General features: G+C 32.0%; 15 protein-coding genes. 10 read left to right on the plus strand and 5 right to left on the minus strand.

All coding sequences use genetic code 11. The features are described from left to right. The first annotated feature begins 21 nt into the window (after positions 1–21). Positions 22–1,767, plus strand: a complete 1,746-nt coding sequence (locus tag CELLY_RS02860) for a M14 family metallopeptidase (RefSeq protein WP_013620150.1) — start codon at positions 22–24, stop codon at positions 1,765–1,767. Positions 1,768–1,769: 2 nt separating this feature from the next. On the opposite strand, the gene CELLY_RS02865 is transcribed toward CELLY_RS02860, so the two are convergent. Next, positions 1,770–2,357: an NUDIX hydrolase gene (locus CELLY_RS02865; RefSeq protein WP_013620151.1), complete on the minus strand. Its 588-nt coding sequence runs from the start codon at positions 2,355–2,357 to the stop codon at positions 1,770–1,772. A 7-nt stretch (positions 2,358–2,364) separates the two neighbouring features. Here CELLY_RS02865 and pyrE point away from each other — a divergent pair, with 7 nt between their 5' ends. Both pyrE and CELLY_RS02875 read left to right on the plus strand, forming a co-directional pair. Further along, positions 2,365–3,006, plus strand: coding sequence for an orotate phosphoribosyltransferase (pyrE, locus tag CELLY_RS02870; RefSeq protein ID WP_013620152.1), 642 nt, complete (start codon positions 2,365–2,367; stop codon positions 3,004–3,006). Between the two features lie 4 nt (positions 3,007–3,010). Next, positions 3,011–3,403 carry an orotate phosphoribosyltransferase gene (locus CELLY_RS02875; RefSeq protein ID WP_013620153.1) on the plus strand — a complete coding sequence of 131 codons (393 nt, stop codon included), beginning with the start codon at positions 3,011–3,013 and terminating at the stop codon, positions 3,401–3,403. On the opposite strand, the gene CELLY_RS02880 is transcribed toward CELLY_RS02875, so the two are convergent. Beyond that, complete coding sequence (locus CELLY_RS02880) at positions 3,400–4,131, minus strand: biotin--[acetyl-CoA-carboxylase] ligase (protein ID WP_013620154.1); 732 nt, start codon at positions 4,129–4,131, stop codon at positions 3,400–3,402. The genes CELLY_RS02875 and CELLY_RS02880 overlap by 4 nt on opposite strands. Before the next feature lie 93 nt (positions 4,132–4,224). Here CELLY_RS02880 and rsfS point away from each other — a divergent pair, with 93 nt between their 5' ends. The 6 genes from rsfS to CELLY_RS02910 are packed head-to-tail and all read left to right on the plus strand — an operon-like array spanning position 4,225 to position 8,957. Beyond that, positions 4,225–4,602: a ribosome silencing factor gene (rsfS, locus tag CELLY_RS02885; protein ID WP_013620155.1), complete on the plus strand. Its 378-nt coding sequence runs from the start codon at positions 4,225–4,227 to the stop codon at positions 4,600–4,602. 9 nt (positions 4,603–4,611) lie between these two features. Continuing rightward, the gene (gene ftsH, locus CELLY_RS02890) at positions 4,612–6,594 is read left to right on the plus strand and encodes an ATP-dependent zinc metalloprotease FtsH (protein WP_013620156.1); all 1,983 of its coding nucleotides are present in this window, start codon (positions 4,612–4,614) and stop codon (positions 6,592–6,594) included. A 31-nt stretch (positions 6,595–6,625) separates the two neighbouring features. Beyond that, positions 6,626–7,237 carry an LUD domain-containing protein gene (locus tag CELLY_RS02895; protein ID WP_013620157.1) on the plus strand — a complete coding sequence of 204 codons (612 nt, stop codon included), beginning with the start codon at positions 6,626–6,628 and terminating at the stop codon, positions 7,235–7,237. 2 nt (positions 7,238–7,239) lie between these two features. Then, entirely contained in the window at positions 7,240–8,043 is an 804-nt protein-coding gene (locus tag CELLY_RS02900) for a phosphatidate cytidylyltransferase (RefSeq protein ID WP_013620158.1), read from the plus strand. Then, positions 8,033–8,698 (plus strand): phosphatidylserine decarboxylase family protein, encoded by a 666-nt coding sequence (locus CELLY_RS02905; protein WP_013620159.1) that lies wholly within the window; start codon positions 8,033–8,035, stop codon positions 8,696–8,698. Before CELLY_RS02900 ends, CELLY_RS02905 begins: the two co-directional genes overlap by 11 nt. After that, positions 8,691–8,957, plus strand: a complete 267-nt coding sequence (locus tag CELLY_RS02910) for an acyl-CoA-binding protein (protein ID WP_013620160.1) — start codon at positions 8,691–8,693, stop codon at positions 8,955–8,957. The genes CELLY_RS02905 and CELLY_RS02910 overlap by 8 nt, the downstream gene beginning before the upstream one ends. On the opposite strand, the gene CELLY_RS02915 is transcribed toward CELLY_RS02910, so the two are convergent. Continuing rightward, positions 8,958–10,226 carry a sterol desaturase family protein gene (locus tag CELLY_RS02915; RefSeq protein WP_013620161.1) on the minus strand — a complete coding sequence of 423 codons (1,269 nt, stop codon included), beginning with the start codon at positions 10,224–10,226 and terminating at the stop codon, positions 8,958–8,960. Positions 10,227–10,342: 116 nt separating this feature from the next. Then, entirely contained in the window at positions 10,343–12,976 is a 2,634-nt protein-coding gene (locus tag CELLY_RS02920; RefSeq protein WP_013620162.1) for a valine--tRNA ligase, read from the minus strand. A gap of 194 nt (positions 12,977–13,170) precedes the next feature. On the opposite strand from CELLY_RS02920, the gene CELLY_RS02925 reads away from it, so the two are divergent. Further along, positions 13,171–13,569: a DUF1573 domain-containing protein gene (locus CELLY_RS02925; RefSeq protein WP_013620163.1), complete on the plus strand. Its 399-nt coding sequence runs from the start codon at positions 13,171–13,173 to the stop codon at positions 13,567–13,569. A gap of 51 nt (positions 13,570–13,620) precedes the next feature. Here CELLY_RS02925 and CELLY_RS02930 read toward each other — a convergent pair whose 3' ends face one another. Beyond that, positions 13,621–14,949, minus strand: coding sequence for an aspartyl protease family protein (locus tag CELLY_RS02930; RefSeq protein ID WP_013620164.1), 1,329 nt, complete (start codon positions 14,947–14,949; stop codon positions 13,621–13,623). Between the last annotated feature and the right edge of the window lie 116 nt (positions 14,950–15,065).

Below are 15,065 nucleotides of genomic sequence, written 5' to 3' on the forward strand. Positions count from 1 at the left end.
CCCAAAAAACTATTTTAGAGAATGAAAAAAATTATTAGTCTTTTCTGCTTCTTGTGCATTATTGCCTGTAGCGAAAAACCAGAAGACAAAGAAAAAGATTTTCAGACTTTTTTTGAAACCAGCAACGGATTAGAAACACCAACTTACACAGAAGTTATAGACTTTTACATTAAACTTGCCAAAGAGTTTCCGCAAATAAACGTACTTACTATTGGCGAAACAGACAGTGGCTTGCCATTACATTTAGTAACTTATAATCCAGATGGTGAGTTTAACTTTAATAAGTTAGAAGACAAAACTGTAATTCTAATAAATAACGGTATACACCCAGGAGAAAGTGACGGTATAGATGCTACTATGCTTTTATTTAGAGATTTAGTGGTAAACAAAATTGGAGCTCCAAGAAATACCGTATTAACTACTATTCCTATTTACAATATTGGCGGTGCATTAAACCGTAATTCTACCTCTAGAACCAACCAAAACGGACCCAAAGAATATGGGTTTAGAGGCAATGCACAAAATTATGACCTTAACAGAGATTTTATAAAAAATGATACTAAAAATGCAAAAACTTTTGCTGAAATTTTTCATTTAACAAAACCAGATATTTTTATAGATAACCACGTTAGTAATGGCGCAGATTACCAATACACCTTAACACACTTATTTACACAACATAATAAATTAGGTGGTGATTTAGGCAATTATCTTCATACAGAGATGATGCCTACTTTAGAAAATTCTTTAGAAGAAATTAATTGGCCTATAACACCTTATGTTAATGTTTTTAATAGTGTCCCTGAAAAAGGTTTTTCTCAATTTATGGATTATCCAAGGTATTCTACTGGCTACACTACACTATGGAACACATTAGGTTTAATGGTAGAAACACATATGCTTAAACCGTACAAAAAACGAGTTATGGGCACATATTATCTTATGCAAAAAATGATAGATATCTCTGAAAAAGATGGCAAAAAAATTAAAGAATTAAGAGCTAATGCATTTGCTGCAGATCAAGAAAAAATCACCTACCCAGTAAAATTTAAAATAGATACCACAAAGACTTCTACGTTAAATTTTAAAGGCTATGAGGCAGACTATATAGAGAGCGAAGTAACAGGCTTAACCAGATTAAAATATGACAGATCTAAGCCCTTTACAAAAGAAGTTATCTATAGCAATTATATGACTCCTACAAATTTTGTAACAGTACCAGAGGCTTACATAATACCCAAGGGATGGAAAAAAGTAATTCCACATCTTGATGCAAATAAAATAGAGTATACTCAACTAGAGAAAGATACTATAATTACGGTACAGACATACAGAATAGAAGATTATGACACTCGTAAATCTGCATATGAAGGGCATTACCCACATAGCAACACAACTGTTACCACCAGCAACCAAAGTGTGCAGTTTTATAAGGGTGATTACTACGTACCTACCAACCAAAGAGGTATACGTTACCTGTTAGAAACTCTAGAGCCAGAGGCTGTAGATTCTTTTTTTAATTGGAACTTTTTTGACACAATTTTACAACAGAAAGAAGGTTTTTCTCCTTATGTTTTTGAAGACGTAGCTGCCAAACTATTAAAAAACAACCCTAAATTAAAAGCAGAGTTTGACACCATAAAGTCTACAGATGAAAACTTTGCTAAAAATTGGTACGCACAGCTAAATTGGTTGCACAAAAAATCTGAACACTATGAAAAAGCACATATGCAATATCCTATATATAAATTAATGAAGAACAATTAAAATTATTCTTCAAACAAAATTTTAATATTAGCATAAGAATTTTCTAGGGCCTTAGCAATTTTGCTTGGGCCTTTCCATTTCACTTTTTCTATACCCTCTTCAATTTGGCCAGTAAGCTCCCCTTTGTAAGATGTTTTCATTGCAAACCAATGCACCTCTTTTAGTTTATACTTGCCATTTCTTTTAAAAATATGGTATGTAATTTTTAACAGGTTTTCAATTTTCAATCCTTGTACACCTGTTTCTTCTTCAACCTCTCTAATAGCACATTGCTCTATAGTTTCGCCTTTATCTAGCTTTCCTTTAGGCAAATCCCATTTATCATTTCTATAAATAAAAAGTACTTTACCCTCTTTATTTGTTACTACACCACCACCAGCTACTACAATAGGTATTTTTTTAGAGAATTTTTTTAAAATCTCCTCTTTATTAGGATGATATATGTAAGCCTTTGGCAATTTATTCTTTGACAAGGCTTTAATTGCCTCATTAATTGCCTCCTCATTTAATAAAAAATATTTATTATCTGCTATGTCTGACAGTTTATTTGTCAAAATCAAGGGCAATTCATTCACAAAAACTTTATACATTTGCGCTATGGTTTTAAATAAAGACACTGCAAAAAAAACAGCCGAACTTTTATTGCAAATTAATGCAATTAAGTTGAAACCAGAAAATCCTTTTACATGGGCTTCTGGATGGCAATCACCAATTTATTGTGATAATAGAATAATTCTATCTTATCCTATAATTCGTAACTATATACGAGAAGAAATGGCTAAGCAAGTAGAAGAACTATACGGCAAACCAGATGTTATTGCTGGTGTAGCTACTGGTGCCATTGGTATTGGTATGCTTGTTGCTGAGTATTTAGGACTTCCGTTTGTATACGTTAGGCCAGAACCAAAATCTCATGGAAGACAAAACCAAATTGAAGGTCAATTATCTCCTAACCAAAACGTTGTAGTTATAGAAGATTTAATTAGCACAGGAAAAAGTAGCTTAAATGCGGTTAAAGCTTTAAAAGAAGCCGGTGCAAATGTTAAAGGTATGGTAGCTATTTTTACCTACGGATTTAACGTTGCCGATGAAAACTTTAAAACTGAAGACATTGAATTGCATACACTTAGTGACTACCCTAACTTAATACAACAGGCATCAGACACTAATTACATAAAAGAAGAACAATTAAACACGCTACTGCAATGGAAAAGCAATCCGGCAGTTTGGAAACCATAACAATATGCATATAGAAGCACCAAAAAAAACAGTAAACAAAAGTGATAAAGAAGTTTTTGATTTTTTAATTGACATTAAAAACTTTGAAAAATTAATGCCAGAAAACATTAGTAAGTTTGAGGTATTAAGCGAAGATAAATTTCTTTTTGCACTTAAAGGAATGCCAGAAATAGTTTTAAAATTAAAAGAGCAACACCCTAACAATAAAATAATATTAGGAGCAGCTAGTGATAAACTTCCGTTTACATTAACTGCAGACATTAATAGCATTGCCGCAACAGAAACAGAAGTTACTCTTAGTTTTGAAGGCGAATTTAACGCTATGATGGCTATGATGATAAAAGGCCCTATTACAAAATTTATAGACACCTTATCAAGCAACTTAAGTGTTATTTAATATAGCAATTGTATTTCTTTTAAGTTATACTCTTTAAAAATATTATCCTCTAGTAGAACTATCAATTTTCCGCTAGAGGATACTCCTTTTATAAAGCCCATAAACACTTCTCCTTCTTTACTTTTAAAGGTAGATGGTTTATGTATTCTAAACATAATTTCCTGATATAAAGTTCTTAAAACATCCGGACTATTTAAATAATTTGACGTAAGATACTTTTTTAACTTTACTATAATTACCTGCAAAACTTCATCTAAATTAAAAGTTACTCCTTTAAGTAATTTTAAAGATGATACATTAGGCAAATTATTAAATGTAAGCTGGTTTACATTTAGACCTATACCAATAATAGAAGATTGTATTTTACTGCCAATCAGTATATTTTCAATTAAAATTCCACATATTTTAGAATTAGCTGACAGAATGTCGTTTGGCCACTTAACAGCTAAACTTGGTATATTAAGTTCTTTTAAGGCTTCATACACTGCCAAAGACACACACATATTTAACAAAAACTGATCTGCAACCTCCAAAGTCTCACCTTTTTTTAAAACACTAAAAGTCAGGTTTTTACCAGGCTCAGAAAGCCATTTCGTGCCCATTTGCCCACGTCCTTGTTCTTGCTTTTCTGCTATAACCACTGTAAAATCTTCTACTGAAGTAGACATAATTAACTCTTTTAAATACTGATTTGTAGAGCTGGTGGCATTAAGTTTGATTATCTGCATATGTAGATTATAATAATATTCTGCAATCTTATGTTAAAAACAATAGTTAAAAAAACAAAAAAACAATAACTTTGTATAATCTAAAATTTTTGAATGCAAAAAAAGACAGCTAGTGCAGACGAACTTATAACTTTAATTTTACAAGGAATTGAAGAAGTAAAAGGGCACGATATAAATTTACTAGACCTTAGAGAAATAGAAAATACGGTATGCGACTACTTTGTAGTTTGTAACGGTACCTCTAACACGCACGTTAATGCAATAGTAAGCTCAATACAAAAAACCGTTAGTAAAGCTATACAGGATAAACCTTGGCACGTAGAAGGCTCAGACAATTCTGAATGGGTTTTATTAGACTACGTTAATGTTGTGGCACACGTTTTCCAAAAGCAAACAAGAGACTTTTATGATATAGAAGGACTTTGGGGAGACGCAAAAGTTACCGCTATAGAAAGTAGTTATAACCAGTAAATAAATAGAATGGCAAAAGACAATAATACAAAACCTAACAAACCTAAATTTAACTCATGGTGGATTTATGGTATTTTAGTAGCATTAATTATAGGATTTCAGTTTTTAAGCAGTGATGGCTTATCTTCTACCAGAAAAAAAACTACATCAGATTTATTAGAATATATTAAAAATGGTGACGTTAAAAAAGTTATGATTATATCTAATGCAGGCTATGCAAAGGTATACTTAACTGAAGAAGCGCTAGAAAAAGATTCTCACAAACCTGTTTCTAAACCTAGTTTTTCTTTAAATCCTACAGAATCTCCTAGCTATGTTGTAAACTATGCTTCTTTAGAAATTTTTGAAAAAGAAATTAAAGACGCTAAAGCATTAAATAATGTTGATACAATTATAGATAGCGAAAAAGAATCTAATACGTTTGAAAACTTATTATTTACACTATTACCATTTGTACTAATCATAGGTATATGGATATTTATGATGCGTAGAATGTCTGGTGGTAGCGGTGGTGGTGCCGGAGGCCAAATATTTAACATTGGTAAATCTAAAGCTAAATTATTTGATGAAAAAACAGATACACGTACTTCTTTTAAAGATGTTGCAGGTTTAGAAGGTGCTAAAGAAGAAGTTGAAGAAATTGTAGAATTCTTAAAAAATCCTGAAAAATACACCTCTTTAGGTGGTAAAATACCAAAAGGAGCTTTATTAGTAGGCCCTCCTGGTACTGGTAAAACATTATTAGCTAAAGCTGTTGCTGGTGAAGCTAAAGTACCTTTCTTTTCACTATCTGGTTCAGATTTTGTAGAGATGTTTGTAGGTGTAGGTGCATCTAGGGTGCGTGATTTATTTAAGCAAGCCAAAGACAAATCTCCTGCAATTATTTTTATTGATGAAATTGATGCTATTGGTAGAGCTCGTGGTAAAAACAACGTTACAGGTTCTAATGATGAAAGAGAAAACACATTAAACCAGTTATTAACAGAAATGGATGGTTTTGGCACCAACACAAATGTTATTGTATTAGCTGCAACAAACCGCGCAGATGTGTTAGACAAGGCATTAATGAGAGCTGGTCGTTTTGACAGACAAATTTATGTAGACTTACCAGATATTAGAGAACGTAAAGAAATTTTTGAAGTACACGTTAAGCCTATTAAAACAGCTGAAACTTTAGATTTAGATTTCTTAGCTAAACAAACACCAGGTTTTTCTGGAGCAGACATAGCTAACGTATGTAATGAAGCTGCATTAATTGCTGCACGTAAAGAGAAAAAAGCTGTAAACAAGCAAGACTTTTTAGACGCAGTAGACCGTATAGTTGGTGGCTTAGAAAAGAAAAACAAAATAATAACTCCTGGAGAAAAGAAAACTATTGCTTACCATGAAGCAGGGCACGCAACCGTAAGTTGGATGCTAGAACATGCTGCACCGTTAGTAAAAGTTACCATTGTACCAAGAGGACAATCTTTAGGAGCCGCATGGTATTTACCAGAAGAGCGCTTAATTGTACGTTCTGAGCAAATGCTAGACGAAATGTGTGCTACTCTTGGTGGACGTGCTGCTGAAAAAGTTATTTTTAATAAAATATCTACAGGTGCTTTAAGTGACTTAGAAAAAGTGACTAAACAAGCAAGAGGTATGGTTACTGTTTATGGTTTAAACGATAAAATTGGTAACTTAACATATTATGATTCTTCTGGGCAAGACTCTTATGGATTCTCTAAACCTTATAGCGAAGAAACGGCTCGTATTATTGATGAAGAAATTTCAAAATTAATAGAAGAGCAATACCTAAGAGCTATAGATCTTTTAGACAAAAACAAAGACAAGCTTACAGAGTTAGCAGAGCGTTTGTTAGAAAAAGAAGTTATTTTTAAAGATGATTTAGAAAAGATTTTTGGAAAAAGACCTTTTGCTAAAGATGTTAAAGAAAATGCTGAAGAAGAAGCAAAAAAAGACGCTACTACCAATTCTTCTGAGGAAGAATAGTACGTACACACCATAAATTTTAATATTTTTAATGAGCATATTTGGTAAACTTTTTGGCGCTAGTAAAAAAAAGAGTTCGGATGCACCCGCTGAAAATCGTGGTGTGCATATGCCAGAACTGGATTTGCCTATAGACGAAAAGTTTACCATTTACTTTAAAAAAAATGGTGGAAAATTTATTTATTGTGATTCTGATGATGAAGTATCATCTGCTTTACAAAACATTGTAGAGGAAAACGGATGGCAAAACAACTCTTTCTTTTCTTTAGATGACAGGTTAGAGAAAAAATTTGCTAATGAACATATTTCGTTTTCAAAATCTACCAAAAAAAGTACCGTATTTTTTACAACTTGTGAGCACTTAATAGCTCAGAATGGTTCTATTCTAATTTCTTCTAATCAATTAAAAGAAAGAAAAATGAATGAACTACCAGACAATTTTATTGTATATGCAACTACTAGCCAACTTACGGCTAGCTTAGGAGATGGGTTAAAAAGTATAAAAAAGAAATACCAAGGCAGAATTCCTGCAAATATTACCACTATAAAACATTTTCAGTCTAATATAAAAGAAGAAGATGATTTTTTGTCTTACGGAAGTACAGCTAAAAACTTATATCTTATCTTAATGGAAGATTTATAAGTATGAAAGAAATTTACAAAAGAGCAATAACAGGCATTATATACGTAGTGCTTTTATTATCAGCTGTATTCTTAAATTCAGATGCATTCGACTTTTTATTTATGGCATTTGGTTTGGCTTGTTTATTTGAGTATAAGCGCATAGTTAAATTAAAAGGATACTACGTTTTTGTTGCCTACCTAGCACTTTGGTGGGCATACATATATTTAATACAAAAAGAATGGATAATTAATATATTACTTGTAGCAACTTTAGTTACAGACATTCTATTACTATACTTTTTACTTTCTAAAAAAGAGAAAGTGTTTACTCCTATTGAAAAATTTCTTTGTGGATTATTATTTTTAGGTGGTGGCTGTATTTTTTTAACAATGATACCTTACAGAGGTGGTGGTTTTGAAAAAATATTGATTATGGGTATTTTTATATTAATCTGGGTAAATGACAGTTTTGCTTACTTAGTTGGCCGTAAATTAGGCCGTACAAAGCTTTTTCCATCGGTTTCCCCTAAAAAAACTATTGAAGGTGCAGCTGGCGGTTTAGTATTTGCCTTAATTGCTGCGTATATTATTTCTATCTTTGAAAATAATTTAAGTATACTACAATGGCTTATATTAGCAACCGTAATAGTTGTAACTGGCAATTTAGGAGACTTAATAGAATCTAAATTTAAAAGAAAAGCTAAGGTAAAAGATAGCGGAGCAATATTACCAGGACACGGAGGAATTTGGGACCGTTTAGACAGTTTAGTCTTTGCTGCTCCATTTGCATTTTTAACATTAATTATATTTTCACATGTTTCATAAAGAGGGACAAAAAATTATCATCATTACCTTTATTTTAGTAGTTGCAGCAATTGTATCTGCAGAGTATTTTGTTACACTAAACTGGTTAAAAATAGGACTACAAGTTGTTGCCCTTGTTTTTTTAATATTGATACTACAGTTCTTTAGAAACCCTAAAAGAAAAGTAAAAAGAACTTTTGATGATATTTTAGCTCCTGTAGATGGTAAAGTTGTAGTAATTGAAGAAGTAGAAGAGCCAGAATATTTTAAAGGTAAGCGTAAGCAAATATCTATATTTATGTCTCCTGTTAACGTACATGTTACAAGGTACGCTGCATCTGGTTCTATTAAATATTCTAAATACCACCCTGGAAAATATTTAGTTGCATGGCACCCAAAAGCAAGTACAGAAAATGAACGTACTACTGTTGTAATAAACACGCCTAAATTTGGAGATATTTTATACAGACAAATTGCTGGTGCTTTAGCTAAAAGAATTGTAAACTATGCTAAAGTTGGTGACAGTGTACACCAAGGTGAAGATGCTGGTTTTATAAAATTTGGATCTAGAGTAGATATTTTTTTACCATTAGATACTGTGGTTACTGTTAAATTAAACCAAAAAGTTATTGGTGCTAAAACTTGTATTGCTACATTACCAAGCCAAAATGACTAATGACAAATTACATAAAGAGTTTTTAGAGTCTGTAGAGCACGTTAATAACTATACAGAACCATTACCTGCAGATTTACTTTTAAAACTGTATGCATATTACCGTATAGCACACAAAAACTTTGATAACCCAGGTAGTAGAACCCCTTTAATTAATGCTTTTAAAGCTAATGCTTTAATACAAGCAAAAAACTTAACGCCTAAACAGGCTATGAAAAATTATATAAAGTTGGTGAACAAAGAAATTAAGGATAAAGCTTAATTAAGCCACAATTTCATTATTAAAAAACTCTTTTTCTAACAACGTAAAATATACTGCTGCCGTTATTGTTATTAAAAAATAGCTTAACATTACACTTGTTGCTCCTGCAAAATATGTTTGCATTCCAAACCAACCATTTTGAATTATTAAATAGGCTACTCCTAACATACTCCTTACTACCTCTATAGTTAATGCATATTTTTTTCTATCCATTAAGGTGGTATAACCATATACACCAACAAAAATAAATGCTCCGTAAAGCAAAGCTGCACCAAACCCTATGTTTTCAAAATTGTAAAACAAAAAAAGCATAAGTCCTAATGTAGCAAACATCTGAAAAAGAATATATCCTTTAAATAATTTAGAAGCTTCTGTAGTATAACGCTTAAAAGCATACACATCTTCAATAATTGCTATTGGATATTTTTCTTTCACATCTGCCGGCCTCCACCCTGTTGGCATAAACCAAATTTTAATTTTATCCCATATATTTTTCGTATACCAAGCATCCTTTACTAATCTCCAAAAGTGCTGAAAATTTATGTGAACAGGATTCCATGTTGCTGCAGGTTTCAAAACTCCGTATTGCGGTGGAACATCATCTAACTCTTCTTGAAAAGTACCAAACAAACGATCCCAGAAACTAAAAATCTGACCTAAATTTTTATCTATATATTCCGGATTAATTGCATGGTGTACTCTATGCTGAGATGGCGTAACAATTACATACTCTAACCAACCCAACTTACCTATATGTCTTGTATGATACCAAAATTGAGCAAACAAATGCAACGGTGCTAAAACAGCAATTACTTGTTCTGGAACTCCCAAAAGAGCTGCAGGAAGCAACAATAAAGGTACATATCCAATTAAATTAGAAATTGATTGTCGCAATGCACAAGACAAATTAAACTCTTCACTACTATGATGAATTACGTGTTGATTCCAAAAAATATTGATTTTATGACTCAATCTATGATTCCAGTAACCAGCAAAATCTATAAATATAAAACCAAGTACCCAAACCTCCCATGAATTACCAATATTAACCAATGCCAAATTACGTTCTAAATACGGATAAGAAACAATTAACAAACCTATACCCAAAGAATCTTTTATAATATTAGTAAAACCAGAGCTTATACTAGATACGGTATCTAAAACCGTATACATTTGTTTTTTAACAAAATATCCGTAGCCTATTTCTAAGGCCATTAAAATCATAAAAAACGGAATAGCGTATAAAAGAGCAGTGGTATAGCTAATCATAAATGTCTGGTTTACTCAAATATACTAAAAAAAAACAAACGTCTTACATTGCTGTTTTTAACAAAAAAAGCTACTCTGTACAGAGTAGCTTTTACATATTTATCAACCATAAAGGCTTACTGCAAACCTTTTAAGCTTTTTTCTAAAGTTTCAATTTTTGCTTCAGCATCTGCTTGTTTTTTGCGCTCTATTTCAATAACCTTTTCTGGTGCATTGTTTACAAAACGCTCATTACTTAGTTTCTTTTGTACAGAAATTAAAAAGCCTTTAGTGTATTTTAACTCTTCTTCAATCTTTTTTATTTCTGCTTCAATATCTATTGCGCCAACCATTGGTATAAAATACTCATTAGATTTTACTCTAAAAGATAGTGCCCCATCTACAGCTGCATCTGTATAAGAAATTGAAGAAACATTAGTAAGCTTAGCAATAACAACATCCCACTCTTTAGATACATTTTCTGCATTTAACACAGATAACTCTAAAGCTTCTTTCATTGGTATGTTTTTCTCCTTTCTTATGGTTCTTACTCCAGACACAACTTCGGCTGCAAAATCAAAATTCGCAATTACAGCTTCATCTACCTTTTGTTGCTCTGGCCATTGTGCCACAACTAATGCTTGCTCTGGTTTACGATCCTCTATATGTTGCCAAACTTCTTCAGTTAAAAATGGCATAAACGGATGCAATAATTTTAAGTTTTGTTCAAAAACTGTAATTAAAGCATTATACGTAGTTCTATCTATTGGTTGCTGGTAGGCTGGTTTTACAATTTCTAACAACCAAGAGCTATAATCATCCCAAACCAATTTATAAATTGCCATTAATGCATCTGAAATACGGTATTTACTAAAATGGTCTTCAATCTCTAACAATGTTTTATTAAACTTAGCATTGTACCACTCTAGTCCAATTTTAGATGCTTCAGGTTGTGCTATATCTGCTACCTCCCACCCTTTTATTAATCTAAATCCGTTCCATATTTTATTCGCAAAGTTTTTACCTTGTTGGCAAAGGGCTTCATCAAACATTAAATCGTTACCAGCAGCAGAACTCAACAAAAGTCCTACTCTAACCCCATCTGCACCGTACTCTTCAATTAACTTAAGAGCATCAGGAGAATTTCCTAATGATTTAGACATTTTACGTCTTTGTTTATCTCTAACCAAGCCAGTTAAGTAAACGTTTTCAAAAGGTTTTTGATCTTTGTATTCATACCCAGCAACTATCATACGTGCAACCCAGAAGAATAAAATATCCGGACCAGTAACTAAGTCGTTTGTTGGGTAGTAGTATTTAATTTCTTCGTTTTCTGGTTCTAAAACACCATTAAAAACACTCATTGGCCACAACCAAGAAGAAAACCACGTATCTAATGCATCTTCATCCTGACGTAGATCTTTTGCCGTTAATGCCGTGTTACCAGATTTTTCTTGAGCTAATTTTAGCGCATCTTCTTTATTTTCTGCTACAACAAAATCATCTTTACCGTCTCCAAAATAGTAAGCTGGTATTTGCTGTCCCCACCATAACTGTCGAGAAATATTCCAATCTCTAATATTTTCCATCCAGTGACGGTAAGTATTCTCAAACTTTTTAGGAAACAATTTAACCTCAGCATTATCTCCAAGTACAGCCTCTATAGCTGGCTTAGCCAACTCTTCCATCTTTAAAAACCACTGATCTGACAATCTTGGCTCTATTACTGCTTTAGTACGTTCTGATGTACCAACCTTGTTTAAGTGTTGCTCTGTTTTAACTAAAAAACCTTTTTCTTCTAACTCTTTAGTAATTTCTTTACGTACAACAAACCTGTCTTTACCTTCATAATGCAAACCAAAGCTATTTAAAGTAGCATCTGCATTAAAAATATCTACCACTTCTAAATTATGCTTATCACCTAAACTTTTATCATTTACATCATGAGCAGGCGTAACTTTTAAACAACCAGTACCAAACTCTAGATCTACATACTCATCTTCTATAATAGGTATAACTCTATTTACTATTGGTACAATTGCTTTTTTACCTTTTAAATGAGTAAAACGCTCATCATTTGGGTTTATACATATTGCAGTATCACCAAAAATAGTTTCAGGACGTGTAGTTGCAATAGTTAAAGTATCTTCAGATCCTTCAATTTTATAATTGATATAATAAAGGTTCCCTTGTTTTTCTTCATGAATAACCTCTTCATCAGACAAGGTAGTTTGCGCCTCAGGATCCCAATTTACCATACGGTAACCACGGTATATTTTTCCTTTGTTGTATAAATCAACAAAAACTTTTATTACAGATGCAGACATATGGTCATCCATAGTAAAAGACGTACGGTCCCAGTCACAAGAACATCCTAATTTTTTAAGTTGATCTAAAATAACGCCTCCATACTCATCTGTCCAATCCCAAGCATGCTTTAAAAACTCCTCCCTTGTTAAATCGGCCTTATTAATTCCCTTTTCTTTTAATTTAGCTACAACTTTTGCTTCTGTTGCTATAGATGCATGATCTGTACCAGGAACCCAGCATGCGTTTTTACCCTGTAAACGAGCTCTACGTATTAAAACATCTTGTATTGTGTTATTTAACATATGCCCCATATGTAACACACCTGTAACATTTGGCGGTGGTATTACAATGGTATATGGCTCTCTGTCATCTGGAGTAGAATGAAAATATTTATGTTTTAACCAATAGTCATACCACTGGTTTTCAGATTTTTGAGAATCGTATTTTGATGCAAGTTCCATTCTTTGGTATAGTTTTTGTTTTACTCTTAGCGTGAGTATTTAATTTTAACAATAAAGCCTGCAAATTTAAAGAAAAATTAAGGATTTTTACTGTGTTTAAATACGAAACAAAAATAAGTAACGTTATCACATAACAAAAGAATTTTTAAAGGTTAAATAGTAAATAGTATATTTGATCTTAATTTAAACCCAAAATGATGAAAAAGATAGTATTAGTATTATTTGTTGGCCTACTAGCATTTAACCTAAGTGCACAAGACAAAAAGGCTAAAATTGAATTTAAAACTGAAACTGTAGACTACGGAAAAGTTGAACGTGGTGGTAACGGTGTTAGAGTTTTTGAATTTACAAATACTGGAGATGCTCCTTTAATTATTAGCAAGGTAAACTCTAGCTGTGGATGTACTATTCCTAAAAAACCAAAAGAGCCTATTATGCCTGGTAAAACTGGTGTAATTGAAGTAAAATACGACACTAAAAGACCTGCAGGGCCTATTAGAAAAGCAATTACTGTTATTTCTAATGCAGAAACGCCAACTAAGGTTTTAAAAATAAAAGGTGAACTTGTAGAAGCTAAATCGGTAGCACAATAATTACAACACACCACAATAAACAAAAGGCACTCTATTTTTAGAGTGCCTTTTTTATTTAAATAAATTTTTAATACGCAAGTTAAAAAGTAGCCTTTCTCCTCTACGCTCTACTAGCACCACTACTTTTTTACCTGGCAAATCATCTACCATATGCGTTAACTCTTGTAGCTTATATTTGTGTGCTTCTTTTTTATTTACTTCTAATATAACATCTCCTATTTTTAAGCCAGCATCTTTAGCAGGACTCCCTTCTCTAAGGTTTGACACAACTATTTGCGGCACTAAGCTTATTACAACTTCATTATCATAACTAACAGTTACATTAGAAGTAAAACTATTATTACTTACATTACCAAGACCTTTTTTTGCATTTAACCTACTTTGTTTAATATAGCGCAAACCACCATGTTGTAAAGCCATACCACTAGTTCTAAACCAAAATGGCTTTTTGTAGTTAGAATTTTTTTTGAAAGAAACTTGTTTATTAGGATAGTCAAAAACCCAATTAAATCGTTTTAAAACTTCTCCTCCAACACTACCATTACGTTCTCCTTTTTTAGTTAAGTATTTTACAGAAATACTATCTGGAAAAGCTGTTTTTGTATCCTTAATAACATAACTTCCTAACTTAAACTGATCTATTTTGGTCCTTTTACCATATATATCTCCACTTAACCCTTTCCCTAAAAAATCTTCAAAATATTTATGCTGTATAGAAATACCTTTTATTTTATTCTCAAAAAGCCAAACAGCATCACTACTACCTGTATCTATAAGTAATTTAACAGGCACAGTATTTTTTTTAACTAGTGCTTTAGCCTCTATGTAAGCCTTTTTACGCTCTAAACTTAGTGGTAAGTATTCTATTTTTTTATTTTTAGATTGTTTATAATTTTTAGGGTTATGTACCTTAATAAAGGTATTTGTATAGTTAATTTCTACAATATGATTTTTAAAAAAGTCATACCCCAAAATTCCGTGTACAGGCATTCCTAATTTAGGAGAAAAGTTTAAGTCTTTATCTAAAACTATATATACCAATTGATTGGCATTCTTAAAAGAGTTAAGTTCTAATAAGTTTCCTGTAGATTTTAACGCTTTTATTGGCTCACCACCACCTAATCCTCTTATTGTAATTTCTGATACATTTTTAATATCTACAGAATCTTGATCAGCAAAATTAAACAGAATAGGCTTACTTACCCCAGTATCTAATATAAAGGTAAACTGAGCTCCATTAATTTTGGCTGGTAAAACAATAAGGTTATTTACTAGTTTAAACTTAATTTTCTCATACTTTTTACCTTCTGGCAACTCAAAAGTTTGAGCTCCAGAAACTATTGAAAAAAGCATACAAAAAATTAAAGCTTTTAGTTTCATTGGTACTGATTTTCAGCATATACCCATATAAAATACAAAAAAAAATGTTAACCTACTTAATTTATGGTCTTAAATAGATAAAAATTAAGCATTATGGTGTTGTTTTCTATGCTTGT

It is taken from the genome of Cellulophaga lytica DSM 7489 (assembly GCF_000190595.1).
GTDB lineage: Bacteria > Bacteroidota > Bacteroidia > Flavobacteriales > Flavobacteriaceae > Cellulophaga > Cellulophaga lytica.

Bases quoted from the DNA above. Each gene is read 5' to 3' on its own strand.
- CELLY_RS02925 (WP_013620163.1), top strand. From the start codon at position 13,171: ATGATGAAAAAGATAGTATTAGTATTATTTGTTGGCCTACTAGCATTT.
- CELLY_RS02860 (WP_013620150.1), top strand. From the start codon at position 22: ATGAAAAAAATTATTAGTCTTTTCTGCTTCTTGTGCATTATTGCCTGT.
- CELLY_RS02875 (WP_013620153.1), top strand. From the start codon at position 3,011: ATGCATATAGAAGCACCAAAAAAAACAGTAAACAAAAGTGATAAAGAA.
- CELLY_RS02910 (WP_013620160.1), top strand. From the start codon at position 8,691: ATGACTAATGACAAATTACATAAAGAGTTTTTAGAGTCTGTAGAGCAC.
- CELLY_RS02915 (WP_013620161.1), bottom strand. From the start codon at position 10,226: ATGATTAGCTATACCACTGCTCTTTTATACGCTATTCCGTTTTTTATG.
- CELLY_RS02865 (WP_013620151.1), bottom strand. From the start codon at position 2,357: ATGTATAAAGTTTTTGTGAATGAATTGCCCTTGATTTTGACAAATAAA.
- CELLY_RS02895 (WP_013620157.1), top strand. From the start codon at position 6,626: ATGAGCATATTTGGTAAACTTTTTGGCGCTAGTAAAAAAAAGAGTTCG.
- CELLY_RS02920 (WP_013620162.1), bottom strand. From the start codon at position 12,976: ATGGAACTTGCATCAAAATACGATTCTCAAAAATCTGAAAACCAGTGG.
- ftsH (WP_013620156.1), top strand. From the start codon at position 4,612: ATGGCAAAAGACAATAATACAAAACCTAACAAACCTAAATTTAACTCA.
- CELLY_RS02880 (WP_013620154.1), bottom strand. From the start codon at position 4,131: ATGCAGATAATCAAACTTAATGCCACCAGCTCTACAAATCAGTATTTA.
- CELLY_RS02900 (WP_013620158.1), top strand. From the start codon at position 7,240: ATGAAAGAAATTTACAAAAGAGCAATAACAGGCATTATATACGTAGTG.
- rsfS (WP_013620155.1), top strand. From the start codon at position 4,225: ATGCAAAAAAAGACAGCTAGTGCAGACGAACTTATAACTTTAATTTTA.
- pyrE (WP_013620152.1), top strand. From the start codon at position 2,365: ATGGTTTTAAATAAAGACACTGCAAAAAAAACAGCCGAACTTTTATTG.
- CELLY_RS02905 (WP_013620159.1), top strand. From the start codon at position 8,033: ATGTTTCATAAAGAGGGACAAAAAATTATCATCATTACCTTTATTTTA.
- CELLY_RS02930 (WP_013620164.1), bottom strand. From the start codon at position 14,949: ATGAAACTAAAAGCTTTAATTTTTTGTATGCTTTTTTCAATAGTTTCT.